Annotated in this window: 31 protein-coding genes and 1 riboswitch; of the genes, 18 read left to right on the top strand and 13 right to left on the bottom strand. The window is 38.9% G+C overall.

Going from position 1 to position 24,829, the window contains the following annotated elements:
* The first annotated feature begins 1 nt into the window (after window position 1).
* Together FD967_RS10640 and FD967_RS10635 are read left to right on the top strand one after the other, a co-directional pair.
* A complete protein-coding gene (locus FD967_RS10640; RefSeq protein WP_215326059.1) occupies window positions 2-694 on the top strand; it encodes an ABC transporter ATP-binding protein in 693 nt (230 codons plus the stop codon).
* A 485-nt stretch (window positions 695-1,179) separates the two neighbouring features.
* Window positions 1,180-2,484, top strand: coding sequence for a phage integrase SAM-like domain-containing protein (locus tag FD967_RS10635; RefSeq protein WP_215326058.1), 1,305 nt, complete (start codon window positions 1,180-1,182; stop codon window positions 2,482-2,484).
* A 165-nt stretch (window positions 2,485-2,649) separates the two neighbouring features.
* On the opposite strand, the gene FD967_RS10630 is transcribed toward FD967_RS10635, so the two are convergent.
* Both FD967_RS10630 and FD967_RS10625 read right to left on the bottom strand, forming a co-directional pair.
* Window positions 2,650-3,006 (bottom strand): hypothetical protein, encoded by a 357-nt coding sequence (locus FD967_RS10630; RefSeq protein WP_215326057.1) that lies wholly within the window; start codon window positions 3,004-3,006, stop codon window positions 2,650-2,652.
* A gap of 389 nt (window positions 3,007-3,395) precedes the next feature.
* Window positions 3,396-3,839, bottom strand: coding sequence for a DUF6641 family protein (locus FD967_RS10625; RefSeq protein ID WP_215326056.1), 444 nt, complete (start codon window positions 3,837-3,839; stop codon window positions 3,396-3,398).
* Window positions 3,840-3,990: 151 nt separating this feature from the next.
* Here FD967_RS10625 and FD967_RS10620 point away from each other — a divergent pair, with 151 nt between their 5' ends.
* The 5 genes from FD967_RS10620 to FD967_RS10600 all read left to right on the top strand — a co-directional run bounded on the left by FD967_RS10620 (window position 3,991) and on the right by FD967_RS10600 (window position 7,485).
* Entirely contained in the window at window positions 3,991-4,512 is a 522-nt protein-coding gene (locus FD967_RS10620; RefSeq protein ID WP_215326055.1) for a hypothetical protein, read from the top strand.
* A gap of 163 nt (window positions 4,513-4,675) precedes the next feature.
* Window positions 4,676-5,059, top strand: a complete 384-nt coding sequence (locus FD967_RS10615; RefSeq protein ID WP_215326054.1) for a hypothetical protein — start codon at window positions 4,676-4,678, stop codon at window positions 5,057-5,059.
* A 13-nt stretch (window positions 5,060-5,072) separates the two neighbouring features.
* Window positions 5,073-5,759: a rhomboid family intramembrane serine protease gene (locus FD967_RS10610; RefSeq protein WP_215326052.1), complete on the top strand. Its 687-nt coding sequence runs from the start codon at window positions 5,073-5,075 to the stop codon at window positions 5,757-5,759.
* A complete protein-coding gene (locus tag FD967_RS10605; RefSeq protein ID WP_215326050.1) occupies window positions 5,756-6,604 on the top strand; it encodes a hypothetical protein in 849 nt (282 codons plus the stop codon). Before FD967_RS10610 ends, FD967_RS10605 begins: the two co-directional genes overlap by 4 nt.
* Before the next feature lie 305 nt (window positions 6,605-6,909).
* Window positions 6,910-7,485 carry a site-specific integrase gene (locus FD967_RS10600; RefSeq protein ID WP_215326048.1) on the top strand — a complete coding sequence of 192 codons (576 nt, stop codon included), beginning with the start codon at window positions 6,910-6,912 and terminating at the stop codon, window positions 7,483-7,485.
* Here FD967_RS10600 and FD967_RS10595 read toward each other — a convergent pair whose 3' ends face one another.
* Window positions 7,486-8,091: a hypothetical protein gene (locus tag FD967_RS10595; RefSeq protein ID WP_215326046.1), complete on the bottom strand. Its 606-nt coding sequence runs from the start codon at window positions 8,089-8,091 to the stop codon at window positions 7,486-7,488. It abuts the gene before it with no gap.
* Between the two features lie 137 nt (window positions 8,092-8,228).
* On the opposite strand from FD967_RS10595, the gene FD967_RS10590 reads away from it, so the two are divergent.
* The 3 genes from FD967_RS10590 to FD967_RS10580 all read left to right on the top strand — a co-directional run bounded on the left by FD967_RS10590 (window position 8,229) and on the right by FD967_RS10580 (window position 9,910).
* Window positions 8,229-8,978: a hypothetical protein gene (locus FD967_RS10590; RefSeq protein WP_215326044.1), complete on the top strand. Its 750-nt coding sequence runs from the start codon at window positions 8,229-8,231 to the stop codon at window positions 8,976-8,978.
* A 12-nt stretch (window positions 8,979-8,990) separates the two neighbouring features.
* The gene (locus FD967_RS10585; RefSeq protein ID WP_215326042.1) at window positions 8,991-9,326 is read left to right on the top strand and encodes a hypothetical protein; all 336 of its coding nucleotides are present in this window, start codon (window positions 8,991-8,993) and stop codon (window positions 9,324-9,326) included.
* A gap of 407 nt (window positions 9,327-9,733) precedes the next feature.
* On the top strand, window positions 9,734-9,910 hold the full coding sequence (locus FD967_RS10580) for a hypothetical protein (protein ID WP_215326040.1): 177 nt from the start codon (window positions 9,734-9,736) through the stop codon (window positions 9,908-9,910).
* Here FD967_RS10580 and FD967_RS10575 read toward each other — a convergent pair.
* Window positions 9,907-10,308 carry a hypothetical protein gene (locus tag FD967_RS10575; RefSeq protein ID WP_215326037.1) on the bottom strand — a complete coding sequence of 134 codons (402 nt, stop codon included), beginning with the start codon at window positions 10,306-10,308 and terminating at the stop codon, window positions 9,907-9,909. The genes FD967_RS10580 and FD967_RS10575 overlap by 4 nt on opposite strands.
* Window positions 10,309-11,038: 730 nt before the next feature.
* Here FD967_RS10575 and FD967_RS10570 point away from each other — a divergent pair.
* The gene (locus FD967_RS10570; protein WP_251369041.1) at window positions 11,039-11,953 is read left to right on the top strand and encodes a formylglycine-generating enzyme family protein; all 915 of its coding nucleotides are present in this window, start codon (window positions 11,039-11,041) and stop codon (window positions 11,951-11,953) included.
* A 90-nt stretch (window positions 11,954-12,043) separates the two neighbouring features.
* Window positions 12,044-12,319 (top strand): hypothetical protein, encoded by a 276-nt coding sequence (locus tag FD967_RS10565; RefSeq protein ID WP_215326035.1) that lies wholly within the window; start codon window positions 12,044-12,046, stop codon window positions 12,317-12,319.
* 210 nt (window positions 12,320-12,529) lie between these two features.
* Here FD967_RS10565 and FD967_RS10560 read toward each other — a convergent pair whose 3' ends face one another.
* Complete coding sequence (locus FD967_RS10560; RefSeq protein WP_215313000.1) at window positions 12,530-12,856, bottom strand: hypothetical protein; 327 nt, start codon at window positions 12,854-12,856, stop codon at window positions 12,530-12,532.
* Between the two features lie 582 nt (window positions 12,857-13,438).
* On the opposite strand from FD967_RS10560, the gene FD967_RS10555 reads away from it, so the two are divergent.
* The gene (locus FD967_RS10555; protein ID WP_215326034.1) at window positions 13,439-14,566 is read left to right on the top strand and encodes a hypothetical protein; all 1,128 of its coding nucleotides are present in this window, start codon (window positions 13,439-13,441) and stop codon (window positions 14,564-14,566) included.
* An 859-nt stretch (window positions 14,567-15,425) separates the two neighbouring features.
* Here FD967_RS10555 and FD967_RS10550 read toward each other — a convergent pair.
* From FD967_RS10550 to FD967_RS10515, 8 genes are all read right to left on the bottom strand, one after another.
* Window positions 15,426-16,103 (bottom strand): hypothetical protein, encoded by a 678-nt coding sequence (locus FD967_RS10550; protein WP_215326033.1) that lies wholly within the window; start codon window positions 16,101-16,103, stop codon window positions 15,426-15,428.
* Entirely contained in the window at window positions 16,100-16,459 is a 360-nt protein-coding gene (locus FD967_RS10545) for a helix-turn-helix transcriptional regulator (protein WP_215326032.1), read from the bottom strand. The genes FD967_RS10550 and FD967_RS10545 overlap by 4 nt, the downstream gene beginning before the upstream one ends.
* Window positions 16,460-16,543: 84 nt before the next feature.
* A riboswitch (SAM-I-IV-variant riboswitch) is annotated at window positions 16,544-16,641 on the bottom strand.
* A 61-nt stretch (window positions 16,642-16,702) separates the two neighbouring features.
* Window positions 16,703-17,671 carry a YafY family protein gene (locus FD967_RS10540; protein WP_215326031.1) on the bottom strand — a complete coding sequence of 323 codons (969 nt, stop codon included), beginning with the start codon at window positions 17,669-17,671 and terminating at the stop codon, window positions 16,703-16,705.
* Window positions 17,672-17,736: 65 nt separating this feature from the next.
* Window positions 17,737-18,267, bottom strand: coding sequence for a surface-adhesin E family protein (locus tag FD967_RS10535; protein WP_215326030.1), 531 nt, complete (start codon window positions 18,265-18,267; stop codon window positions 17,737-17,739).
* A gap of 2 nt (window positions 18,268-18,269) precedes the next feature.
* Window positions 18,270-18,515, bottom strand: coding sequence for a hypothetical protein (locus FD967_RS10530; protein WP_215326029.1), 246 nt, complete (start codon window positions 18,513-18,515; stop codon window positions 18,270-18,272).
* Window positions 18,516-18,528: 13 nt separating this feature from the next.
* Window positions 18,529-19,101, bottom strand: a complete 573-nt coding sequence (locus FD967_RS10525) for a hypothetical protein (RefSeq protein WP_215326027.1) — start codon at window positions 19,099-19,101, stop codon at window positions 18,529-18,531.
* 3 nt (window positions 19,102-19,104) lie between these two features.
* Complete coding sequence (locus FD967_RS10520) at window positions 19,105-19,449, bottom strand: hypothetical protein (RefSeq protein ID WP_215326025.1); 345 nt, start codon at window positions 19,447-19,449, stop codon at window positions 19,105-19,107.
* 29 nt (window positions 19,450-19,478) lie between these two features.
* The gene (locus FD967_RS10515; RefSeq protein WP_215326023.1) at window positions 19,479-19,781 is read right to left on the bottom strand and encodes a hypothetical protein; all 303 of its coding nucleotides are present in this window, start codon (window positions 19,779-19,781) and stop codon (window positions 19,479-19,481) included.
* Window positions 19,782-19,957: 176 nt separating this feature from the next.
* Between FD967_RS10515 and FD967_RS10510 the strand changes: the two genes are divergently transcribed.
* From FD967_RS10510 to FD967_RS10490, 5 genes are all read left to right on the top strand, one after another.
* Entirely contained in the window at window positions 19,958-21,232 is a 1,275-nt protein-coding gene (locus FD967_RS10510; RefSeq protein WP_215326021.1) for a tyrosine-type recombinase/integrase, read from the top strand.
* A 73-nt stretch (window positions 21,233-21,305) separates the two neighbouring features.
* Window positions 21,306-22,340 carry a DNA methyltransferase gene (locus FD967_RS10505; RefSeq protein ID WP_215326020.1) on the top strand — a complete coding sequence of 345 codons (1,035 nt, stop codon included), beginning with the start codon at window positions 21,306-21,308 and terminating at the stop codon, window positions 22,338-22,340.
* A complete protein-coding gene (locus FD967_RS10500; RefSeq protein ID WP_215326019.1) occupies window positions 22,328-23,176 on the top strand; it encodes a site-specific DNA-methyltransferase in 849 nt (282 codons plus the stop codon). Before FD967_RS10505 ends, FD967_RS10500 begins: the two co-directional genes overlap by 13 nt.
* Complete coding sequence (locus FD967_RS10495; protein WP_215326018.1) at window positions 23,157-23,657, top strand: hypothetical protein; 501 nt, start codon at window positions 23,157-23,159, stop codon at window positions 23,655-23,657. Before FD967_RS10500 ends, FD967_RS10495 begins: the two co-directional genes overlap by 20 nt.
* Window positions 23,623-24,795: a hypothetical protein gene (locus FD967_RS10490; RefSeq protein WP_215326017.1), complete on the top strand. Its 1,173-nt coding sequence runs from the start codon at window positions 23,623-23,625 to the stop codon at window positions 24,793-24,795. The genes FD967_RS10495 and FD967_RS10490 overlap by 35 nt, the downstream gene beginning before the upstream one ends.
* Window positions 24,796-24,829 lie beyond the last annotated feature (34 nt).

Raw genomic sequence — 24,829 nt, 5'->3', positions numbered from 1 at the left:
GATGAGCTCTTTTAGTATTCAGTTAGAGGGGCTACGCAAAACGTATGGGCAAGGTGAAACGGCGGTTGATGCTCTTAAGAATGTCAATATGCAAATAGCGCCCGGTGAAGTAGTAGGTCTCATAGGCCCCTCTGGATCTGGAAAAAGTACCCTGCTGAAATGCTTGGGGGCTGTCATAGAGCCTACGGCAGGTCGCATGACTTTGGGCGGCGAAGTGATCTATGAGAATGGCTGGAAGATTAAAGATCTTAGAGCTCTTAGAAGAGACAAAATTGGCTTTATTTTTCAAGCCCCTTATTTAATTCCATTTTTAAACGTTACTGACAACGTCGCGCTATTACCCATGCTTGCAGGCGTGCCGAATACTCAGGCTAGAGCGCGAGCTAAAGAGTTGCTAGAGGCTCTAGGTGTTGTGCATCGGGCTAATGCTAGCCCATCTGAATTATCTGGTGGTGAGCAACAGCGTGTTTCAATTGCAAGAGCATTGGCAAATAGACCCCCAGTGATTTTGGCTGACGAACCTACTGCGCCTTTAGATAGCGAGAGAGCTCTAGGAGTGATGGGGATCTTAAATCAAATGGCCAGTCAATATCAGACTGCGATTATTGTGGTTACCCATGATGAAAAAATCATCCCTTTGTTTAAACGCATTTATGCTATTCGTGATGGACAAACCATTGAAGAGTCTAGATAGGGATGGAATATCAATCTGATTATTGGGCAAGCGGCTGGCTATAAAAGTGAAAAGGTACATAAAGTGATGGGTATACATTTCCATCGATAATTAAAGACTTCACCTGAAATGTCGTTTTAAACGACATTACGAGTAACTATGGTGGTTGACTGGAAGGGTATGGATTCACAAGTTCTGCGCACTAAGAAATTGCCCCTCGTAAGATTCTGATTTCATTGCTAAATTTGACCGGCACAAGGACGCACAATTTTTAGATAAGTCGAGACTGGTGACTTAAGCCCTTGAAATCAAAGCGAAAGCGGTCTATCGGAGGATATTTGAAAATCCTTGTGTCGGTGGTTCGATTCCGCCCCGGGCCACCAAGAATACAGGGCAGCAGCCCGAAAATGTGTTACAAAAGTCTATAACACATTCTTTACACAGTTTTGAAATGGGTATACGCTGATAAACATTACATTCAATGTTTATCAGCTTTGCAGAGCAATATGCCCAAAAAACTAACAATTCCGCGTACATACAATGCAGTTAAATTTGTTGAAGTTAACGAAAACTTAATACATCTGCGTGATGGCGAAGTTGTCTTGTATAGACGCGAAAATAGCGGCAAGTGGCAAGCTCGTTTTAAGTTAGGTGACAACAGATGGCACCGAATAAGCACTAAAGAAAAAAATACAGACTATGCAAGTAAAGTAGCCACAGAAGCTTATGACAGAGCTAGATTTTTAGCTGATGAAGACGTAGTGATTACAAGCAAGAAATTTGGTGCAGTAGCTAAAGCTGTGGCGGAAAAATTTCAAACCGAATTAGACGGCGGCGGTGGGAAAAGTGTTTATCACACGTACGTCACTGTAATAAACAAGTACTTAATTCCATTTTTCAAGAACTACAACGTTAATAGCATTACATATGAAGCTTTGGCTGAATTTGATAAATGGCGTGAGACGGAGATGGGTAAAAAGCCACGTGCAAGCACCATAACTAATCACAATACAACTTTAAACAGAGTTTTAGACTATGCAGTGGATATGGGCTATATGAGTAAAGTCCACTTGCCTAAACTCCAAAACGATGGCGCTAAGAGCGAAGCACGCCCAGCGTTTACCAAAACAGAATACAAAAGTCTTACTAGTTTTATGACTAGGTGGTGTAAAAACGGACATACACAGCGCACAAGAGATATGAGAGAGTTATTGCGGGACTATGTATTAATACTTGCAAATACGGGAATGCGACACGGCACAGAAGCATTGGGTTTGAAATGGAAGAACATACAGTGGATAACAACTGATGGCGAAAGATACTTGCAATTTACAGTTGATGGTAAAACTGGAAAAAGAAACTTAATAGCAAGACACAACACACAAGACTATTTAGAGCGAATACAGCTAAGAGATAAAGATTTGGCTAAGTTAAGTTTTGATGGCTTACTAAAGAAGCGTGTTGATGAATATGTATTTAGGCTAAGAGACGGAAGCACTACAGAGCATTTGAATGGAACATTTAGGCATCTAATGCGAGATAGTGGAATTAATAAAAATAGTGCAGATGGAAAGAATAAGACTTTATATAGTTTGCGACATACATATGCCCATTTAGCAATACTTGAAGAAAATATTGACGTTTACAAACTGTCCAAGCAAATGGGAACAAGCGTAGGAATGATTGAGAAATACTACGGACATGTAACGCCCGCGCATGTAGCGAATAGATTAGCGGGAAGACGTATGGGCAAAAGAAAAACTAATACAAACACAGAGACTGCAACTGATAAGAAGCAAAAAGCAAAGTAACCATTACAGCTATGTCTGTCAGTCATATCGTCAATTAGATATTTGTAGCTATAGAAAAGTAATCAAACCGCGCTAGCGACTCGTAACCGCACTTTTGACGATGGGGGGGTGAGTAAAAATCACCACCAATAAAGTTTAAGTAGTGCATGCTAATTTTTTACGCGACTAAAATTTTGGAGTTGCAGAACCCATTTCTGTATCACGTTTTGGATTAATGCTATTTGGTGATTGTGATTTTGTAATAGCAGTATGTAATTGATTGACAAGTTGGTTCTGTTGCAGTTGTTGGTGTTTAGCTTGTTGTTGGGGTGTAAGTGTTGGCTTTGGTAATGGTTTGGGTTTTGGTGGAGTGGGTATGCGTATAGCTTGCTTAGGTGCTTTAGGTTTAGTGGTGCGTGGTTTAGTAGCTAGCTGACGAGACTGTATGTCTGCTTGCTGTTTGACGGCACTCCATGTGTTATCTATTATTAAACGCAGTAATTCAAGCTGTTCTTGTGCATTGGCAATTTCATTAATTCTCATATAAGTCTCCTATTCTTATATTTATTAAAATTACTGTTAATCTGTTAACACTATAACTTTTACTAATAAACAGCTATGACAATCAAATCAATATTTGAATCAATCATTAATTTTGATTTATCCAAATTATTCTATTTAATAATTGGGTTGGTGTTGGTGGGTGTGGCGATACACTACTACCGCATTTTGTTTACAAAATACATCACAACTTTTACAAAAGTCAGTACATCCGAAAAGATTAAATATTTAATTCAAGCTGCAGCACTGATATGTCTTATTCCAACATTACTTATTTTTTTCATACAAATATATGAACAAGTATTCAATAGTCATTAGCGCGGCATTTTATTCAAAATAGTGCTAGCACTATAAGCACTAGCACTGCTGTTTCATTTTGCAAAACGACTACGGATTGCAGTACTCATCTCTGCAATAGCTTCATCTAGTTCACCATCAAGTACGGCAGCTTTTAGTGCAATTAGGGTTTTAATTAACTCATCATTGTTTGCACATTCAATAGCATTTGCACCACGCTTATTAAGTGGAAGTGTTTTTGCGCCATACTTAACTGCAAGATTGATTTTTCCACTCTCACCAATCCAAAACCATTCTTTTACTCTTTTCACAGTTTCAATAGTTTTGCGTTCACCACTCAACTTATCTGTAAAAGTACGCATTTTTTTAGGTGCATAAGTTTGGTTGTTTTTACGTGCTTCAACTAGTGCTAATTGCTGATGCAATCCATTTACTAGCTTATGACGACGCTGCACTATTGGGTTAAGCGTTAAATTACGTTTGCTAGCTACAAGTTTCAAATTGGTTAAAACAGTCATTTTTCACTCCATTTCAGTTAAACAGAGTTACAAGTTATTTTCAGTTTGCTAATTGGACAAGCAAAATAGACTATTTTGTTGTTTGTAAGTACCTGATTTATAAGGAAAAATAAAAAAATAATTGGTTTTATTTGGTTTGCTAAATACTAGTATGAAATTAGCACAAATAAGACAACGTACTGCTTACAACCCACACGCTATTGCTACGCAAAAAGCAGCAACACGTACGTGGTTAGCTAGCAAAGCTACTGAATATCCAATAGCACTGACTTTGACGCTAAAGCAGACAATTACGCAACATACGCAAAACGGCACTTATAAACGTGCAATTACACGTGCTGACTGTGACGTAATAGCTAAGCACTTTATTAACAAGCTAAATGTACAAGTTTATGGAAATGCAGCAAAACGCAGTAATAAGTCACTCAAATACATAGTGGTTGTAGAAGATGGGTTTGGCACTAAAAATCTGCATTTGCACTTAGCTATTGGTGCAATACCAAAACACGTCAAATTTAATCAAATAGATGCATTGGTAAAAGAAGCTAAAACACGGGTTGAAGAAATTGATGTACAGCACAAAGTAGATGTAGCTAACAGTGGGTGGTTTGAATACATTACAAAAGAAGTAAGCAAGCACAATACAGACAATGTGTTGTGGCAGTTAGCTTAAACAGCATTACTGACTTAATTTGTCTCTTGCTGCTAGCAATTAAAGCTGAATGAAGCTTTAATTAGCGAAGCTTTAACTAAAACAATCAAACTTAAATCATGTAGTACTAGAATATAGAAGATTAGAAGTAATTAGCACTGTATTTAGGAAGTAATTAGAACAGTTGATTCTGACAAAAAAAGATTGGATGCTAATGCTCGATTTTATTAAATTCTTATTTGAAGATATTGGTGAGAACTGGCGCAAATACTTAAGACAAATAAGAAATTATTTAATTGCGTTTGTAATTAATTATTTAATTGTTTATTTTGTTGCAACAGAACAGCCAGGCTTTTGTTTCTTACTTGCAATGGTGATGACACAAGCATGGGGAAGTGTGTCATTAAGCGTACAAGAAGTATTGAAAACATTGCTACCTATACACCAGAGTTTGGATGACAGTATTAATGGGTTGCACTCAAGTATGACGACACATGAAGAGCAAATAGAAGAATTAGAAAAAAGAATACGTGAGCTAGAAGATAAAATTGATGATATGCAGCGATAGAAAGTGCTGAGAAATGTTTTTCATCTACTCGGACAACTTAAAGCATGGAAAGATTATGCTTGGTGTGTTGACGCTAATCATTCTTCAAGCGTTCTTCTACTTATATGGCATAGCTGTAGATAGAACAAACATAAGTGAAGATGTTGTGTTTGAATTTGTACCCATGCTGTTTAGCTTAAAACCATTTGTTTATTCATATACGCTTGTTACTGCAACATTCTTGCATTTAAATTTAATGCATTTATTTGGGAATTTAATGTTCTTCTTAGCGTTTGCAAGAACATTAGAGAGATTATTTGGTACGTTGATTTTTATGTCTGCATATATTTTTATAGGCGCATTGGCATTTATAGGTTCATGGTTATTAAATCCCGATTCAGTCATACCAATTGTTGGCAGCTCGGGTGCCATCTCGTTTCTGATGGGGGTGTACTTTGTCATATTTCCACACTCTAAGTTAAGACTAATTTTTACGATTCCACCATTTTTTAAGCGATTTTGGGTTCCAGCGTATGTATATCTTGTGTTTTGGATACTTTTGCAACTGTATGATATTTTTACTAGTACGGAAGCGTCTAGTGGTGTTGCATATGCTACTCACGCATTAGGGTTCTTGATTGGCATGACTTGTGGAATGACATGGAAAGAACTTGGAAGCGATACTGAAAGTAAAATAGAAAAATTGAGAGAGAGCACATGAGCACAACAAAAAGTAGCTTGCATATAGCAGTAATTGGATTTGCATTAGTAACATCGTTCCTAACTGCTCTTGCTAACTTGGTTGTTGAAAACATGTTTGGCATAAACATTTTCTCTATCGGCTTCTGGGTAATTCTTCCAGCGGGCGCACTAATCATCGGAGCGGCTGGTGCTAGTGGTGGATTACTAGCTTGTAGATATTTTCATGTAAAGCCAAATAAATTGGATGCATTGGCACTAATTGCTATAGCTGCTTTAACAATGTGGCTTATTTATTACTTGGGTTTTATAACAATGGTTTTAGATGACGGAAGAAAAGTAGCCGACTATGTAAGTTTTTCAGATTATGTAGATGTAGTCACAACAAAATCGCACATGCGTGTTGGACGCGGCGCTGGTACTGATACTGGCGAAATGGGTAACTTTGGTTACTTTAAGCTAGCAATTGAATTTGTCGGAGTCTTGCTAGGCGGCTTTGTAGTATTTGCAACATTAAAGAGTATGGCAATGTGTAATGTATGCAATGTTTACTATAAAAAAATTGCATCAAAAGAATCCGCACTAATGAATGCAATACAAGCTGATAGTGTTTTGGGCGATTTAAAGTCTGGTGATATTGACAGATATAAAACAGCTTTAGCAGCAACTTACTCTGATTTTTCAAAAGACGAGAATAAAATTAAGTTCAAATTCACTTTAATGCGCTGCCCAAAATGTAAAGACGAGTTTATTAAAGAAGAGTGTTATGCAGTTGGTAGCAATGGAAATGCTAAAGAATTAAGCGATTTTGGGGGGCGCACTAACTTGCCAAAAGATTCGGCTTTTGAACTTGAATTTAAAAAGTAACCCACCAAATCAAAGCTGTAAGCACTTAAAACGCCCCACGTAGTATCAACATAGCTTAAAACGCTAAAGCAGCTTGTAGAAGCTGTATGCAAGTCCGAGCAAAAACTACACGTGTAGCATGAACTGAAGCTAAATATAAATGTAAGAAAAATAAGAAAACATTACATTTATTGGCGGAGATGACGTAACCACTTGTTTTTTGGGTGGTTTTTTATATGAGTACACAGCAACCAAAAACGGTAGGAATTACAGACAAAAGAAATTACGCTTGTATTACACAAAACATTACTTTTACGGAGAATGCAATGAGTAAACAAGCAAAAACACTAAACACAGCAGAGTTACGCAGAGTTTTAGATTATGTAGCTACACGCAAACACAGCTTACGCAATAGGGCTATGTTGTTAACTACGCACTACGCGGGACTTAGAGTTGGTGAAGTAGCAGCTTTACGCTACAGCGACGTAGTAGAAGCAAATGGTGATATACGCACAGAAGTACATTTAGCTGCACATCAAACAAAAAACAAACATGCACGTACTGTTTTTCTAAATGAGAAATTGCGTAAAGAATTACAACAATACGTGAACGTAGTTAAACCTATCAACACAAATGTAAAGCTGTTTTACAGTCAAAAACAAGCTAGTGATGGGTTTACTGCAAATACTCTTACCCAATTCTTTCACTATTTGTATAAGCGTGTGGGTTTAGATGGTGCTAGTAGTCATAGTGGTAGACGTACGTTTATTACTAACTTAGCTGCACGTGGAGTTGGTGTGCGTGTACTAATGAGTCTAGCTGGACATAGAAACATTAGTACAACGCAAGCCTATATAGATGTTAATGACGATATGAAGCGTAAAGCCGTTGAGTTAATTTAATTAAGCTGCAATTGGCAATGGTTCAAAAATTGGAATATCAAATTCGATACACTTTTGATAGCTAACTTCTTTTAGCTTTTCAATTACATCTCTTTCTTTACTGCTTAAATTAGATAGAGATGTGTTGGAGAGAATTGTTTTCCAACCACCATCCACATGTTCTTCTAAACTAAAGTTTTCCAATAAAACATCTGCTTCTGCAATCCAAAAAGCACGTACATCGTCACCAACTTTATTTGCAACACTTTCCATACATATCCAATCAGCTTGTTCACGTATTACTACACGTTCATCGCTGTACCACCATTTTTTAAACCTAGTCTCAGTGCTGTCAAAACCAAATCTATAAAAGCTACCAAAAATGGCACCAATCTTGTCTAAATCAACATGTACGTGCTTCTGCAGTACGTGAAGCATTAATTGTGTTTCAGTAAACATTGATAAAAGTGGTAACGCAGTTTTGGGGTATTGCAGCTTTTCTGTAAACCATACGTTGTCTGTGAACTTAGGTGCTCTATTCAATGTGCGTTTCATTTCAGTAGCTATAAAGCCGTCATTAAAAATACTGTCTAATCTATTGCATTTTGTGTAGTGATAAATTTTCATTGTGCCATCTCCAATTTAGTTAAAAAATTAAAATTAGTTAAGTAAATCAATCACTTAACATGTATCCATTTTAAATTGTTTACCCTAAAAACAACACATTCACTGTTATAACGTTATTAAAGTGTTAGTATTTTTATATGACAAATACAGATAAAAATAATGGTTTGGTGGGTTTTTCAACACGCAGCTATCCACGTTTTGGAAGAAGCAAATATGACAATGAAAATCCACCAACAACAGTTGTCAAATCTCCATACTTTTGGTGGTACAAGTTTTTGCAGCTAAACAGTGATTATCAGCAAACTATTAAAGCAAATGGAAGTGGGAAGCTAGCAGACATATATGCAGACTTAGGCGACTTAAGTGCGGTTGACTTTAAGAGTTGGTGGAATGAAAAGAAGTATTACTTTGCAGAGCCACAAGCAAAGTACAGAATGCTTATAGCTAATAGTGCAGCTGATTTAGCACCATTTAATAGTAATGAAGTAATTAATCTAGTAGTACCGTTAATGTGGACACAACGTAGCTTAAAAAAGAAGTTTTCATCATTAGTGCTTAAACAAGTAGAGAAAAGTAAGCGTGGAGTAAGCGTAGAAGCTAGTAAAGCAAAATACAGAATTAGTGGCAAGTGGAATATAGATGCATTGCAGAATGCTTACAAAGTCTATGTCATACGTAATACGCTTGTAGATGGAAAAAAACTAGCATTTGCAGACGTAGCAATAAAAGCTAGTTTGGACATTGCAAAAGACTTAGAATTAGGCAAGAAAACGAACTTTACTAGTGACGCTAGAAAAGTGGCAACAATCGTTGCTATGAGACATTACAAACGTGCAGAAGAGTTTATTAAAAATGCGCCTACTCGAAGTTTTCCGTATGCACTTTAAATTGGGGGATGTATGAACTTAGAAATATATAAAACAAAAGAAGCTATACGTTATCTGCGTAATTGGAGTATTTTTGGTTTTCTAATTTCTTTTTTGGGTGTCACGTCGCCATATACTGGGGAAGCTGATATTAATTGGAGTTACTTTCCACAATCATTAGTAACTAGTTTGCTTTACAGCACAGCATGTTTTGTAGTTTTTATGTATTTGGTAGAGAGAGCCAAAGCAAAACAAGAAGAAGAAAGTAAAGTTGTAAATGAAGTACTTATAAAAGCATTTATTAGTACATTGATTGTGAAAGTTGCTATGTTTGCACTGACTTTTTTAGTGGGTATGGTGAGTAGTTGAGAAATAAAATACCACCAAAGCCATATAGAATATAGGTTTACAACATAACACAGTCTGTCGCACATAACACAAAAAAGACATTTGAAACATATAGAATATACGTCTTACGCTACCAAATGTCTTGAAAATCCTTGTGTCGGTGGTTCGATTCCGCCCCGGGCCACCAAGAATTCTCCCAACATTAGAGTTGGTCCATAGAATCTCTAGTGTTAGCCGCGGTCTGGCACCATTTCCCAAGGTCTTCCAGCGTTCACCTTGACTCGGAATGTCGTTTAAAACGACAAACCAATTTGACATCCTTGCGGTGGTCATGGGTCGATTTAAGTGACGCTTATTGATGTAGGTCAAGAACATGGCCAAAGACATAAACTAACCTTAACTATGTATTTTTTAGAAGAAACATCAATATGAGCGCATTAAAAGACGCTATCGAGAAATTAAGAGAGACTGGGTCTATTGGACTGGAAGACTTTAGAAATCTCAAGATGAAAGATGTTGAACACCTCACTGAAGAAATCAAACAGTGGTGTCTTTATGGAAATGGCAAACCCGAGAAGTTGGGTAAGAAACATAAAGAGCATTAATAGAGCAATATAAAAATAAATCCAATCAATAGTGCTAGAAGTATTCCAATGGCAACGATGCGAGTGAACTCACCAATTTTGATCCATGCAGTTACTGGTTGTCTTGCGTTATAGACATTACTGGCGAGCTCCCTTTGTTTGGTCCGATCTTGATAATCCTGTAACCAAGCATCATCTGCTCCAGCTAAAAATACGAGGCAATCATCTGTCTGGTAGTTAACAGATTCTTTGTATTTTATTAAGGTTAACTGTGGAAGGCCGCGTAAGAGTAATAACTTATTTTCCTTTACCCAGCCTTCGCACAATTTATTAGCGGCATCAGCCCTTTCACTATGGGTTTGATTTTCTGACTCTAGCTCTGTCAGAAGTTTTTTATTTGATGCTTGGCTTTCTTTCATAGTAAGCCCTTAAGACTCATTGTCTTAACTAGACTAATGATCTTTTAAGCATTGGGTACATATTTAAGACCCTACTGACTAAAGTGCCACTATCTTAATGTCGTTTAAAACGACATTTTTTATTAGAGTCGAGGGTAAAACCTAGCTATGTTTGATATTAGTAAGGCCTAAATTGGCTTGTCATAGCAAAAGCCAATTCAAGATAGCTATCCTTTGGAGGAGACACTAATTACCTTCGGGTGGTTTTTATTTAATCTGGCGAGTAAAGCACCGTAAATTAAAAGGTTACTTAATAAGACTCAAAGCGAAAATACTTTCTAGATACATAAGCCTCGCGATACCCGCAGTAAGCTTCTAATAAGATTTGAAAAATATTTGGTGTTGATTTCATCATTGCCCCAGTTATGTGATTTGCCACTCGACGATTCTGATGAATGAATATGTCACCCAGAAGAAGTTTTTATGACAATAAGGTAGTAAGCGAATACTTTCTTTTTGGGGTTTGGCAGGATTGAGCGTCATTAGTCTCGGATATCCCCATATTGAATCGTCCTTTTAAAGGACAGTTATGAACGAGGGGATTTGTCATCCCCGTGCCAGTCAAGTGTCGATTTAAGCGATATTCATTATGATTGAGACTTACACCTAGATGCATTTAAACTTAGTTATAGCTAAATTGATTTGTCATATAAAAAGCCGATTCAAGATAGTTATCGGTTGGAGAAGAAGTGTGAAACAAAATCATATTGGAATGAGCTTTGCTTATATTCCTGCCGGAAGTTTCTTAATGGGCAGTAATGAAACAGAAAATTCATTAAGAGAAGATTTTCCTCAATATGAGTTAGCCCGGCTCTCTGAATTTCATGATGAAAGCCCACCGCACAAGGTGATTATTACTAAGCCATTTTGGATGGGACAGCATCCCGTCACCATTAAGCAGTTTGAATTATTTTTAACTCACTCTGGATACATACCTGAATCAATCCGAGATGGGACTGGTGGATATGGATTTAAACCACTGGATACTCACTTAAAGACTACGGATGATGAAGTTTTTGAAGGTCGAAATACCCAGTATGCGTGGGATAAAACAGGTTTTACTCAAGCAGACGATTTTCCAGTGGTGAACATTACTTGGCATGATGCTAATGCTATGGCTAAGTGGTTAAGTGAGAAAGAGGGAAAAAAGTATCGATTACCTACCGAGGCCGAGTGGGAATATGCCTGCCGAGGTGGTACGAATAGTAGGTACTTTACCGGTGACGATCCAACTACGTTGATTTCACATGCCAAGCTATTCGACTTAGATACCGTAAAGATTTGGCCGCAGTGGCAAAAATACGCTCTTGAATATCATAGTCACTACGAATTTTCGGCTCCCGTTGGCAGTTTTCTTCCTAACCCATTTGCTCTATATGACATGATCGGGAACGTATGGGAGTGGTGTTCTGATTGGTATGCTGAAAATTACTATCAGTATTCACCTACGATTGATCCACAGGGGCCTAACGAAGGTGAAGCAAAAGTCAGGCGTGGCGGTTCATGGCATACATGGCCCTTGTACTGTCGGTCTTCTTTTAGAAATGTGAATACGCCCGAGTCTCGTTATATCTTGGCAGGCATGAGGTTGGTATTAGAAGATTAAGAATGAGAAAGGCGATTTAGGTCTTTTTATGACAGAATTGCCAAATAGTAGTATTCCTAAAATAAAGTCAACGCTCTAGTCTAGGACTATATGAAACTTTTTATTCTTGCCATGATCATGATAGGTTCATCGTTAGCTATAGCTGATGACAAAATTTCTGATGATGAGATTAAAACAGTTTTAATTCAACAGTCGATTCAAGCCTATGGCGGCGAGTGTCCTTGTCCGTACAGTAAGTCACCCAAAGGTGGGCAATGTGGGCTTAATAGCGCCTATTCCAAAATAGATCGATTTGCTACTCTTTGCTACCCATCAAATGTTACTCAAAAGATGATAAAAGAGTATCGAGATAAAAATGGACTATAAAAGTCAGTCCTTACAGTGGAATAAGGGGCCATAAGTAAGTGTCGATTTAATCGACGCTGACTAGAGTCAGATATCCTGATGCCCTGGTCGATTCCGCCCCGGGCCACCAAACTCAAATAATGCCCTGCTCCGTGCGGGGCATTTTCTTTTGGTCGGGCGGATGAGGTTCCGTTGATTAGTATGACGTTGCTATGTGGTATTGCTTAAGGGCTATTTCTGAAAAATAGCTACTAAAGTCTTTAAACGTTGTAGAGCTAGAGGGGTTGGCAGAACATTTTTCATTCTGTTATCAACCGGATCGATCCTAACTTGAATCAGACCTAGTTTAGCCAGAACTTTTGTAACAGCATGAAGCGTTGCCTGAGATCCAACTGTTTTTAATAAAATAATCTCTTGGATGTGGCAGACCTTATGGGAAAGATGTTTTTCACATATATAGTCCAGGATGAATGCTTGCCTATCGTTTATGCGATAGTTTTTATTGGTTGACCTTGCTTTATCGATGTTAGATAAATATTTGAGCATGATTGTTACCATAGCCTCTTTTTTCTAGAATAGATATCTTTATTATCACCAATGATTAAGGGCACTAAAAATCAACTTTTGTGGGCTCAATTCTTTGAATCAGGCATCCTCGGCCCTGGTTCGACTCCGCCCCGGGCCACCAAGAAACACTGGTACGTACCGGACACATGGTTTACATCCGGTACCGACCACATGGTTTACAGTTGCCGTTCACATCCCCCCATCATGAACTGTCCTTTAAAAGGACGCTTTATTTATTGGGGATTTGTCATCCCTGTGTCGGTCCTGCGTCTATTTAAGCGACTGTCATCTAGGGCCGGTGCTTGCGATGTCGTTTTAAACGACAAATATTTCAAGTGTTTACCCTTTCTCTACTCCATCACCAACTGTAATCAGTTAGTATGATTCCAACAGACCTCTGAGCTGACTTGGCATTCTGCCAAACCTACCGCCCTAGATTTCGAACATAGTTCAATTCTTGGGGTGTCAGTGAATTCCACCATCATTAATGGCATCAAAGCAATTTGTAGCTCAATTTCAATAACAATATTGATTGGGGGTTGCACTACTCCCGTCACTCCAGACTTTACAGAGATGTCGGCACGCTACGCCGTCATTTTGGAGCAGTACCAATTAAATAGCATCCTGATTAATATCATCCGCGCATCCAATGAGCGCCCGTTAAGTTTTCTAGATATTCCCAGCATCAATGGATCTGGAAATGTAAGTTTTAATACAGGATTAGGTCCATCAATGAATGGATTCATTGGAGGGCTTGCAGGCGGCCCTCTTGGCATAAGCTCATTTAGCCCGAGTCTCAACCCATCTTTTGGTAATAGTTTTAACTTTTCCCAGTCCTCACTTGATAATGCCACTTTTCTGCAAGGATTTTTATCTCAAATCCCTATTGGAACTGCCAAGTTTTTTATTTCCGATAATATCCCGAGAGAGGTAATGTTTAGTCTAGTAGTTGCTTCAATTGAAATTAAGCAAGCTGATGGTAAATCTACTCGGTATATAAACAATCCGCTTTTACCAGAATATCCCGCCTTCCAAGCCGAGCTTTATAAGTTGCTAAGTTACGGCTTGACTGTTGATCAGGTCAAAGAGGGGCCAAAGAAAAATAGTTCTCCTGCATTAGGTAGAACAGCAAACTATTCACAACCTAACATGCCATCGCCTTATCAAAGTCCAGGTGGGTATGGTGGATCATCCGGTGCTTATGGTGCAATGTACGGCCAAATGCAACTGCAACCTCAATTTAAGATTTGCGTTGATGAGAACAAATTTGCCAACTTTGTTAAAGAAGAATTTAGCTCTGACATTTTTTGCAAAGCAAGTCTAAACGCCCCTAAAAATAAGAGCTCTAAATCTGAACTAATCTTAACCATTCGATCACCCAATACAGTCTTCGAATATCTTGGACAGGTAGTATCCGCCCAGAATCAAGAAAACCCCTTCATTGTTACATTGCCTCCATCAGCAACTACTCAAGCTCGAAAAATCGGCCAAGAAAATCAATATGCCTTATTGATTGTCAGAAAAAATGACTCAAGTAATAAAAATTTTGCAAGAGTAAAAAATATTGATGACGATGTTCATAGTATTCCAGCAAACGATAACGGCTATTCGCCAATGGTCTTGAAGATTATTTCGCAATTATTAAGCCTTAATAAAGTCCCTGGCAGTATCCCAGCATCACCAGGAATTCTCTTGCGTTAATGTCCAGCATGCTTTTTGCCAGACAGTATGACTTCACTCTGAAGTACAGCCTCCAAAGAGAGGGAGATTAAGTTTGTTCTTATCACCAACGGATATTTAAATAATTAAAAGGAACTGCCATGTTATTTCTTAGAGTATCGGTTTTTACTTTCTTCACACTTCTTGCATTTCAGACAAATGCTCAGCCATATCGAATGATTCCTGGCAATTGGTCTAATTCATGTCAAGCATCAGCTATGGAGGGGACAACTATGGTAGCGTCTTGTCAGAATGGGCGAGGCCAATGGGTAGCGGCAAGACTTACAAATGCCACCCAATGTACGAATATCTCTGCACAAAACGGTCAATTGGTTTGCTCCGGGGGGCCGCCTCCTTCAGTAGGAACGTCAGGAGCGGGCGTATACAACACAGGCTTAACTGGGCGTGCTTTAGAAAGATTTAACTATTGCATGAATTCTGGAATGGAAAATGGGCGGGGCTATGGAAACCCAACTGTACTTTGTGAGCAATGGGCTCAGTAACATTCCAAGGTAAATCCAAAAGCTCGATTTGAGTACAACGAAATTAAAAAGAGCTTGGATCAGGCATCCTCGGCCCTGGTTCGATTCCGCCCCGGGCCACCAAGATTCAAAAAGAGAGCTTCTAGCTCTCTTTTTTCATTTCTACCCTAGCTATTTGCGTCTAAGTTAAGCAATGGTGCCACCACCTTAGTTCCAGCGCCTTATGTCATTGCCCAGAGCTTCTAATCTAGTGGTGGGGATTGAGAATCCTGTTTGACCGTTTCAACTATAGGGGTGGCATTGCTCGGGGTACCCTTTTCATGTAATGTCCTTTTAAAGGACACTTCATTACCAGCACTTCATTTATCTAAAAAAACTATTAGGTGAGCCAACCCCCATAAAGCAATAAGTCCAAGTAGAGTTTTTATTAAAACCCGATTAGCCTTATCTATCCAATATGCTCTAGTACGCTCTTTCTTTTTCGAGATTTGCTCCTCAAGTTCTTTTGGCGTTGTTCTAGACTTATATTTCCCATAATGCTGAGCTGTATAGAATCTATCCCAAAAATCAACCTCTTCCTGAAGTTCACGATTATTTAGAGTGGTAAGGTGATTGAAATACTCGGGAGTAATTACGGGTGATATGTCATGAGCATTTATCCAATTCCACATCTCCTTTTCTGTCTTAATTACTCCTTTATCTAGATCATCATCGTATGGACTGAAATCAATCAATACCTTTTTACATCCTAAAATATTGAATGGAATCCAATGCTTACCAACGGGCAGTTTCCCAGTTTTAAATTGGTATTGAACTTTATATTCATCAATCGCCTTAATCTTAGGCCTTGATAGGTCTGTACTTCCTGGAAACCTGGCTAATAGAGAACCAAAAGCCTCTCTAACCTGCTGAGAAGGCTCTCGTTTGTTATCCTCAATTTCGATATAGATATCTAGAGGGATATTGAGAACTTCAGCGATCTTCTCTTGGGTTTGACGGATTCGTTTTCGGTAAAACGCAAATTCATTTGTTTTCATGATCTCTTGCCCTCACAGTGGATGAGGGACTTAGGCGCGAGAAGTATTGATAACTCTCTTTCAATGGGATTCCTTCCATTGATGATGCCCTCTCTAATTTTTTTCCTTCCAGAATGTGCTACAAAGTTTTTAATCCCGTTGTTGACTGATGGATAAGGGTGAGCCTTTACATATTGGTCTGCGGCAATATAGGCAAGTTCACAAGCTAATGTTGCTAGGCGGGTCTGCTTTGTAATTGGATGCTTACCAAGCTCCCAGCCCAATACGGCATCTTTTGAAACCCCTAAGAGCTCAGCGGAAGCCTCTGTAGTTAGTCCTAGTCTAAAGCGCCATTCTCTAAATTCATAGATAGTCATACTTCCTCCTTTTAGCTAATTTGACGAATGTCTGGCTTAGCAAGTTGAGTTAAATCGCCAATAAAAAAACCCACCAATGGGTGGGTTAGTCGCTTTGATTGCTCACTGGGAGCCTCATCTTTTTAGCACCTTACTGCGTTAGCAGGTTGCTGTGGCGACTAAGCCATCTCTTGATGTATTAATAGGTTAAATCATAAAGTAAAAATAATCAACCTTTGAATAAAGCATCTAGTTACCAGACGTTTAATAGTTACTTAATGCTTTTAAAAGTTCGTCTTGAACCCGCTTACGTAAACTTGCTGGCGCCAAAACCTCAACCCCTGCCCCATGTTTCAATATATCCATTACCAATTCTGGATCTTGGTTGTAATCAAACTCTAGAAGGTAGTTGCCTTCTTTGTCGAAAGTGCCAACCTGTTGGCCATGCCAAGTCTCGGCACTTACCCATCTAGCCTTTTCAGGCGAGAACTTTAACTTGCAACGTTGAATAGCTTTGCCTGAGAAAATTCCATAGCTTTCTGCAAAGTGTTCGTGTAATTGTTTTTCTGAAATTTCATCTGCCTTTATATTAGTAATGATTACCTTGCCAATACAGTCCACGGCAAAGCTACGCAAATCATTCCGTAGGTGACAGTAGGCATCTAGATACCAGTTATCTCTATAAAAGATTAATCGTTGTGGAGATATTTCACGCTCAGTGGTTTCATCTTTGCCGCGTGCATAGTAGGTAATGTGAAGCCTTTTGCGAGTTAGGAGAGCATTACCAACTTCTTCAAAACTTTCGATAGAACTTTTACGTGACGACATTCCAAATACTTTTAGTCTCTTACGCAGTTCTTTTGCTGGAGTGTTACTTTGCCCAAGAATGCCATCAATGATTGAGGTAAGTGGAGCAATGTGTGGTTCAATCAACCCCCCTTTATCTAAGCCTGATAGAAGATGTTGCATTAGTACAAGGGCGGTTACTTCTTTTTCCGAGAACCATAATCCTGGTAGTTCAATCTTTTCTCCCGAATTAGGTTTATCAAAGCGATAACCACCTTCGGAACGATCAAAGATGATTGAGGCATTCATCCTGTCTCTTAGATACTCTAAATCACGCTTAAAGGTGGCCTTAGAGATTTCAAGCTCTTCTAGGAAGTCTTGAATGGGCACGCATTTGCGGGCCTGAATCATATATTTGATGCGATGGAGGCGCTCTAGGTCACTCATTGCTCATTTCCTGAAATAAACACAGTTTCTATAACTATAGGTGATTACTAGCTCGTTATGTATTTTTAAATGCTATTCATAAAGCTACTTTTAATATACTGAGGATCGGTAGATAAATTAGATAATTCGCAGACTTTACGAATTTTGCTAAAACCAATTGATCGAGCATTAACGCGGATGGGGGTAGAGACTGGTTCAATAGGCTCGTCAATTAAAGATCCTTTAGTAAACTGCTCGCTCAATCGATACATCTTAGTGACGGTAACTGTTTGATTGAAGCAGTCGATAGTTTCATAAGAGACTTGGGATTTATAACTGATACTTTTGTCGCTATCGTCGTCTAACTGAGGCTTAAAGTAATTTCTCATCGTTACTATATCTACTGTCGAATCTAAATTCCTCGCCATTTTTTTAGGCTCAATATATTCAGAAAAGTTATCGGAGTAGGCTACTTTTTGCCACGCACCAGAAAACAGACTGGGCTTTTTAACATAGACCAAATCAGGATCTGACGGATCGATACATTGGATCACCAAATATGCTGTGAAAGGTGTTGCTAGGATTATGGCTAAGGTGATGTAAAGACTTTTCTTCATAGTTAGCCTCTATTGATCACTTCGCCGAGCAACCTGCGTGACTGACCGCGCTCTTCTCGTATCAATGCGATACAGCGATTGTTCACTACGTTGCTAATTAGCTCTTCATCGTTTTCACATAAAAAAACTTCTTTTTGGCAGTCCAAACAAAAGCGAACTTTACCCTCCGTATCTGTTTGCGTCATGGCATCCCAGTTCGCTTTACAGCGAAAGGCAAAGGTACAGTTTCTAATAGTTATGTTCTTCATAATTTCTCGTCATTTATGAGATTTCTAACCAGCCATGCTTGCAGGATTTACATTGGCGATTAGGTAGGATCTTCGGTAACTTTGGAGAGTCGAGCTCCAGTTGCATGTGTGGCTTATGACTTAAGACAATAATTTGTCTTTTTCCACACTTGGGACAGTACATAAGATCTTCTTTTATCTTGGCCTTCTCGCTTAGAAAAAGAGCTTCGGTGCTCATTTCCCCAATCCAGTCAGGGACTGGCGCCCATTGACAGGCAATAGTTAAGGATTCGATTTTTAATTTGTTACCAAGAAAAGAAATGGTGACCGTTTTGCCTGAGGGCTTACCTTTAAGAAAGGTAAGCACCATACCAAAGTCAGTGCTGACATAGCCCCGCCAGTTTGCCTTTTCAACTACGCACCTTGTTTGTACACCATGACTACTAAAGACAGCTTCCCCAAATAAAAAGGAAATATAAAAATCATCCTCAATAACTTTTTTAGCAATACCAATACGAGTTGTTTTCCTGCGTCTAGGGGCAACAGGTTTTAGTCTGATTAATGCCGCCAAGAATTCGCTTGTATCAATTACTAAAGATCCAGACATGGTTTAGTGAACAGCCTCTTCAGCAGGTTTTTCACCTTCAAATAACTTATGAACTAAATATTCTTTCTTACTTGTCGCCAGCGTTAAATAGCTATCAAAATGATCAGGCTTGTTATCTCTATTCTCGCCATTTAGAAAACACATGCTGTAAGCTAAGTTATCAGCCTCATCACCATGCACTATGTAAGTTTCAGATTCGTTGTGATCAACTATTCTTAATCCCCGAATAAATTCAGGCTTATCTTTATCTGCCCAGTTGATATCTAGCCTATCAACATCAAACCTCTTACTACGGTAGACATTCCAAATGCTGAAACGATAGCCTTCTATGTAGGTGTAGTCACGCATGAGATTCCTTTCTTAGACAGTCAAAAAATTTACTTTTTTGATGGGGTATAGCCAATTCGGTTACCACTGTTATCAAAGTAGTTTGTTACGCCACTTGGCGCCTTAACTTCATACCCAATCCGATTGCCTGTATTGTCATAAACGCCATTAGTTGAGCTGGCGTTGTAAGGGCTGTTATCCATGTTGTAAGGGCTATTACGCATGTTGTAAGGCGAGTTATCCATGTTGTATGGACTGTTTTGCATGTTGTATGGGCTATTGTCAAAATTGGTCACCTGAGCCCAAATGGGGTGTGAAATGACTATCAACAGCGAAAGAACAATGGATTTCATGACTACCCCTCAAATTTGTTGGGAATAGTAAGCTTAATGACTGCAAAGCTCATTAAATGAGCCTGTTATATAAATCTGCAAAATGTTTTTTGAAGCGACATTACAAGGCTAGGTTGTCCAAATAAAACTCAGAATTTAATATAGCTATATGAAAAAAGAATTTCAGCCTTAGGATCGTGACTAAGGTAATCAAAGTAACCGAAAGTCACCTAGAAGTAATCTCCTCACCACTCCAAGAATCCCAGCTCACAGCCCTAAGCCATCTCAAATACGTAGAGCCTACAGAGCTTTATTTACGTGACGGCGACGTAGTTCTCTTTCGTAGGCCTAGTAGCCCTCTCTGGCAATGTCGTTTTAAACGACATGACAACACATGGGATAGAGTCTCAACCAAGCAAGCTTCAATTGAGCATGCTGTCCGAGTTGCCTGTGATTTATATGATGAGGCCAGATTTCGCCAAAGACTGGGGCTTGCACAAAAGTCACCCACGTTTGCAGAAATAGCGCACACCACGCTTTATGAAATGCGGCGTGATTTGGGTGAGGGTATAGGCAAGAGTGTTTATCTAAGCTACATCACCTGTATTGAGAAATACTTCTTGCCTTATTTCATGGATAAGCGACTTGAGGAAATTACTTATACAGATGTTCACGAGTTTGAGATTTGGCGTAATAGGCAGATGCGGCTAGTACCCAAATCCAGTACTTTAATGAACTTTGCCAGTGCATGGGCAAAGCTACAGCAGACGGCAGTTAATAAAGGTTGGATTAGTGAGCGTGTGGCAATACCTAAATTAACTACTCGAGGGCATAAAGGCAAAACCCGCCCTGCCTTTAGTCGCGAAGAGATTACTAAGTTATTTGACTATATGGAGAGATGGGCTAAAGAAGGTCGCCTTGAGATAGAGCGTGAGATTCGCCCATTAGTGCGTGATTACGTAGAGATGCTGTTACTAACCGGTATGCGGCATGGCACTGAAGCGCTCAATATCTGCTGGAACAATATTGAATGGCATACCAATGATGGCAAGAAGTATTTGCGCATATGGGTAGATGGCAAAACTGGAGGGCGTTGGCTCATAGCCAAGCATAGGGCTGTTGATGTCCTCAAGAGATTACATAGTCGCCAAAAGGCGGTATATGACATTCCATTCGATAGGCTGTTTGAAACACGTACGCCACAGAGGATATTTGTGATGGCAGATGGGCATCAACCTTTACGCATAGATGGCACATTCAAGAAGCTCATGAGAGATAGTGGACTAGCGATGAGTCAAGATGGGCAGATGCGTACCTTGTATTCACTACGTCATACCTATGCTACTTTAGAGTTATTAGAAAATAAGACTGATATTCATACGCTGGCAAAACAAATGGGCAATAGTGCGGCCATGATTGAGCGGCACTATTCAAAGCTAACTCCTACTATGGCGGCTGAGCAATTGGCCTAAAACTCACAATGTCGTTTTAAACGACATGAAGATCGAGGCCATATAATGAAACAGTAAAAAAATAGAAATAAAAATGTTCAAATTTGAGACCTTAACTTCAGTTAATAACCCTAAGTCAGTCCATGGGATGTATCCGTATAGAGGAAAAATTTCCTCTATAGATGCTCAAAAGATTGTGGGGCAATTTGATAAGAATTCAATCTTATTGGACCCTTTCTGTGGATCTGGCACCATACTCTACGAAGGCGCAAAACTTGGAATGGATGTTGTTGGGTTCGATATGAATCCAGTTGCTGTAACAATTGCAGAGGGTAAGCTTAATATTCCCCACCAAAAAGAAGAGATGCTCTCAGTTGCAAATACATTTATTGATAAAGCAAAGAAAATTGAGGGTAAGAAAAAGCTCTCCACTCAAGCCCAATTTTATTTTCATGAAAAGAGTGGGGACCAAATCGCAGCCATAGCAAGCTTTTATGGTGATATGCCCGCGTATTTAAAGTCTTGCTTTATGGGGGCTGTTTGCTTGACGGCTAGGGGTTGCAATCACTACATGTGGACATCAAGCTCTGTTGGAAAAAATATTGAACCTAAGAAATTTATTGATTTTTATGAATGCTTTCTTAACAAGCTGAAGAAGCATTTTTATCCTCTAGAGAAGAATAATTCAAAGATCTACTATTCAGATGCTAGACAAGTTTCAAAGATATTGCCAAAGAATTCGGTAGACTATATTTTTACCAGCCCACCATATTTTGATTGCCTAGATTACACGGCTTACTATGCAAAAATTATTTACGATATTTTTGATGTAAAACGAGATTCCATTCGGGACTCTTTGATACAAAAATTTAATACTTATGAAAAAAGCATGAAAGAAGTATTAGACGATTTGTATCTGGTGTGCAAGCCAGGCGCAAAAATAATTTTTGTGGTGGGGGATAAAAAAATTCACGGAAAAGTTATAAATGGAGGGGAATTTTTTAATAAGCTAACTCCCTTTAAGTTGCTTGAGGTTGTAGAAAGAACCTATACAAATTCAACATCTCAAGTATTTGATGAAATTAATAAAACAGCCAGAAAAGAGCAGATCATCGTATGGCAAAAGTAAAAACAAAAGATACTAGCTTTCAGATTGGTGACGCACAAATTTATATTAAGTCGTCACAAGATATGTCTGATATTAAAGACGGCTCAGTCAATCTTGTAATAACTAGCCCGCCATATTGGACACTGAAAGACTATGACAATGATGCCCAAATTGGAACTGGTAGCACTTCATACGAAGCCTATATTGAAGAATTAAATAAGGTTTGGAAAGAGTGCATAAGAGTATTGGCTCCAGATGGAAAGCTCTGCATAAACATCATGCCATTCTTGTTGACGGGTAAGGCCGCAAGATTTGATCGTCGAGAGACAAGATTGGTATTGGATGACATCAGCAGGTTTATGTTTGAAACAAACGAGATGTATCAGTTTGGCTTGTTCATATGGGATAAGAGAAAAATCGTAAGATTTAGTTCATTTGGCAGTTATCCATATCCACCAAATATCTTTACTACGTACCCTTATGAGTGGATTACAGTTTTTTCTAAAAAAGGGAAAAGAGAGCCAGTCCCAAAAGAGATTAAGGAAAAATCAAAGCTGACTACAAAAGAGTGGCAAGACTGGGCAATCAATTCTATCTGGGAAATGCAGCCAGCTAAGGCAAAGTCTGAGGAGCATCCAGCCCCTTTCCCAGATGAGTTACCAAAACGCTTGATTAAGTTATATAGTTTTTGGGGGGATACGGTCCTTGATCCATTTATGGGCACTGGTACTACGGCGAAAATGGCCCTAGCCCTAGGTCGTAAGGCGATCGGTTACGAGTTAAATGCTGACTATGCGCCGCTTATTAAAAGAAAGCTGAACGCAGTAGGTCAGCAATATGAAATTGATATCAAATAAATTTAACTTCAACTCCACATTGGCATCAATAGTTATTGGGGAGCCAGACGGGGTTGTACGCGAATGCTTAATTGATTATGCAGACCTAGATAAAGATCAACAGTTAATAAATCATGCTTTCGATGTTGAGGGGGTAATTAAAACGAAAGTCTTTTTGTCCGTGAAGTTTCCTTATGGCAGCAGGCCAAAGCGTATAGAAATGGTCTTTAAGATTGATGAATTTGTTGTTCTTTGTAAATTCACTAGCTCAAAACGAGTAGATGAGGCCGCTCTCGAGCTTCAAACAATCATTTCAAGTGCTGAGGGCAATGTAAATAAGAAGCTCTATAAAGGATTGGTTATTTACCCTGATATCACTCAAAAGGCCATAACTGATAAATTTGCTAGGGATCAGCTTCCTGATATAAGATTTGAGGATATAAAAAATCTCAAGTCAGGCAAATTTAGTGGCATTTTTAATCAATCGAAATCCAGCGGCTAGATTTCAGTGTTTGCACAGTATGTGCAAGCTAATAAACAATAAATTTAATACGACTAGTTCATTTAGGTTTAATGAGATTAAATTCAATGTAAACGCAGTAAATATTCACTCCTTCTGTGACTACTTAACAAAAAAAGCAAATTTGGGGATACAGCACTGTCGCTATAAGGCGGCGCTTGATAAGTCTGGCTGTGCTCTAACTAATAGCATTGATATTGACGCTACAAAGTCAAAAGAAGTAAGCAATACTGGAAATAGCCTCCATGGCTTAGGGTTGGTCACTAGAGACAATAAGGGCGCTGTGACCCTAACCCCACTAGGAAAGAAGTTTGCAGAGACAGATTTCAATTCCGCGGACATGCACCCAATTATTGTGAAGGCAGTATTAAGTTATGGACCAATGGTTGGTTTATTAGGGCAGATATTACAAAAAAATACAGATGAATTTGACACATCTGAGCTAGTTGTAGGCTACCCAATTACAGAAGAAAAAGTAACTTATAACGGAAGTCGAATCACCATTTCAAGCGGATCCGAGCAAGATAGCAATACTAGAACGAGGTCCTGCTTAATTGCATGGGGAATTTCCGCCGGCTTTTTCAAGCCAGTGGATTTTCCGGCATATAGCGCAAAAAATGCACATATAGATTCTGCACCATACATTCTTGCTAAAAAGAGGGGAAAAAGAATGTTTAAGGTTCTAGATATTCCAAAAATTACACAGAATAATTTTTGCGTTAAGAGAACGCTCGACTATAACAATTTGACAAAAAACTCTAAGGCATTACGCGAAAATAATCAGGCTGAGGTGAGAGAGGCAACAATGCAATCTACAGCCGTGATACAAAACAGGCGTTTTGCAATTTTATATTTACTAAACAATGCTTTCAAAAAAAGCCAAACAGTATCGATAGATGCGCTAGTAGATTTTTTAAAAGGCAATCCCGACTTATATGTTTTGAATTTAGCAGAGCTAAAGAAGGTAGTGCTGATTGAAATCCAAATTGCTAATTCTGCGGGAATTATTGTAGAAAGATCGGGGCAAGTATTACGACCAATGAACGAAATAGACTTGAATGAATTGAGTTTAGGCGCTCCCGCCGCACTACTTGCAGATATAAATGCTAGGCTAAAGTGACATGTAGTTATAAACTGACTCCCGTTGGCGGCGA

Source organism: Polynucleobacter sp. JS-Mosq-20-D10 (assembly GCF_018687755.1).
GTDB lineage: Bacteria > Pseudomonadota > Gammaproteobacteria > Burkholderiales > Burkholderiaceae > Polynucleobacter.
Note: the sequence above shows the minus strand (reverse complement) of the source record. Positions and strands in the feature narration are given on the sequence as shown.

What these genes read in the sequence shown, in the direction of transcription:
- FD967_RS10530 (WP_215326029.1), bottom strand. Translation starts at nt 18,515, where the DNA reads ATGAAGAACATAACTATTAGAAACTGTACCTTTGCCTTTCGCTGTAAA.
- FD967_RS10560 (WP_215313000.1), bottom strand. Translation starts at nt 12,856, where the DNA reads ATGGTAACAATCATGCTCAAATATTTATCTAACATCGATAAAGCAAGG.
- FD967_RS10505 (WP_215326020.1), top strand. Translation starts at nt 21,306, where the DNA reads ATGTTCAAATTTGAGACCTTAACTTCAGTTAATAACCCTAAGTCAGTC.
- FD967_RS10610 (WP_215326052.1), top strand. Translation starts at nt 5,073, where the DNA reads ATGTTTTTCATCTACTCGGACAACTTAAAGCATGGAAAGATTATGCTT.
- FD967_RS10515 (WP_215326023.1), bottom strand. Translation starts at nt 19,781, where the DNA reads ATGAAATCCATTGTTCTTTCGCTGTTGATAGTCATTTCACACCCCATT.
- FD967_RS10625 (WP_215326056.1), bottom strand. Translation starts at nt 3,839, where the DNA reads ATGACTGTTTTAACCAATTTGAAACTTGTAGCTAGCAAACGTAATTTA.
- FD967_RS10575 (WP_215326037.1), bottom strand. Translation starts at nt 10,308, where the DNA reads ATGAAAGAAAGCCAAGCATCAAATAAAAAACTTCTGACAGAGCTAGAG.
- FD967_RS10605 (WP_215326050.1), top strand. Translation starts at nt 5,756, where the DNA reads ATGAGCACAACAAAAAGTAGCTTGCATATAGCAGTAATTGGATTTGCA.
- FD967_RS10590 (WP_215326044.1), top strand. Translation starts at nt 8,229, where the DNA reads ATGACAAATACAGATAAAAATAATGGTTTGGTGGGTTTTTCAACACGC.
- FD967_RS10585 (WP_215326042.1), top strand. Translation starts at nt 8,991, where the DNA reads ATGAACTTAGAAATATATAAAACAAAAGAAGCTATACGTTATCTGCGT.
- FD967_RS10535 (WP_215326030.1), bottom strand. Translation starts at nt 18,267, where the DNA reads ATGAAGAAAAGTCTTTACATCACCTTAGCCATAATCCTAGCAACACCT.
- FD967_RS10500 (WP_215326019.1), top strand. Translation starts at nt 22,328, where the DNA reads ATGGCAAAAGTAAAAACAAAAGATACTAGCTTTCAGATTGGTGACGCA.
- FD967_RS10545 (WP_215326032.1), bottom strand. Translation starts at nt 16,459, where the DNA reads ATGACTATCTATGAATTTAGAGAATGGCGCTTTAGACTAGGACTAACT.
- FD967_RS10580 (WP_215326040.1), top strand. Translation starts at nt 9,734, where the DNA reads ATGAGCGCATTAAAAGACGCTATCGAGAAATTAAGAGAGACTGGGTCT.
- FD967_RS10635 (WP_215326058.1), top strand. Translation starts at nt 1,180, where the DNA reads ATGCCCAAAAAACTAACAATTCCGCGTACATACAATGCAGTTAAATTT.
- FD967_RS10620 (WP_215326055.1), top strand. Translation starts at nt 3,991, where the DNA reads ATGAAATTAGCACAAATAAGACAACGTACTGCTTACAACCCACACGCT.
- FD967_RS10630 (WP_215326057.1), bottom strand. Translation starts at nt 3,006, where the DNA reads ATGAGAATTAATGAAATTGCCAATGCACAAGAACAGCTTGAATTACTG.
- FD967_RS10495 (WP_215326018.1), top strand. Translation starts at nt 23,157, where the DNA reads ATGAAATTGATATCAAATAAATTTAACTTCAACTCCACATTGGCATCA.
- FD967_RS10595 (WP_215326046.1), bottom strand. Translation starts at nt 8,091, where the DNA reads ATGAAAATTTATCACTACACAAAATGCAATAGATTAGACAGTATTTTT.
- FD967_RS10525 (WP_215326027.1), bottom strand. Translation starts at nt 19,101, where the DNA reads ATGTCTGGATCTTTAGTAATTGATACAAGCGAATTCTTGGCGGCATTA.
- FD967_RS10555 (WP_215326034.1), top strand. Translation starts at nt 13,439, where the DNA reads ATGTCGGCACGCTACGCCGTCATTTTGGAGCAGTACCAATTAAATAGC.
- FD967_RS10565 (WP_215326035.1), top strand. Translation starts at nt 12,044, where the DNA reads ATGAAACTTTTTATTCTTGCCATGATCATGATAGGTTCATCGTTAGCT.
- FD967_RS10520 (WP_215326025.1), bottom strand. Translation starts at nt 19,449, where the DNA reads ATGCGTGACTACACCTACATAGAAGGCTATCGTTTCAGCATTTGGAAT.
- FD967_RS10640 (WP_215326059.1), top strand. Translation starts at nt 2, where the DNA reads ATGAGCTCTTTTAGTATTCAGTTAGAGGGGCTACGCAAAACGTATGGG.
- FD967_RS10540 (WP_215326031.1), bottom strand. Translation starts at nt 17,671, where the DNA reads ATGAGTGACCTAGAGCGCCTCCATCGCATCAAATATATGATTCAGGCC.
- FD967_RS10600 (WP_215326048.1), top strand. Translation starts at nt 6,910, where the DNA reads ATGAGTAAACAAGCAAAAACACTAAACACAGCAGAGTTACGCAGAGTT.
- FD967_RS10550 (WP_215326033.1), bottom strand. Translation starts at nt 16,103, where the DNA reads ATGAAAACAAATGAATTTGCGTTTTACCGAAAACGAATCCGTCAAACC.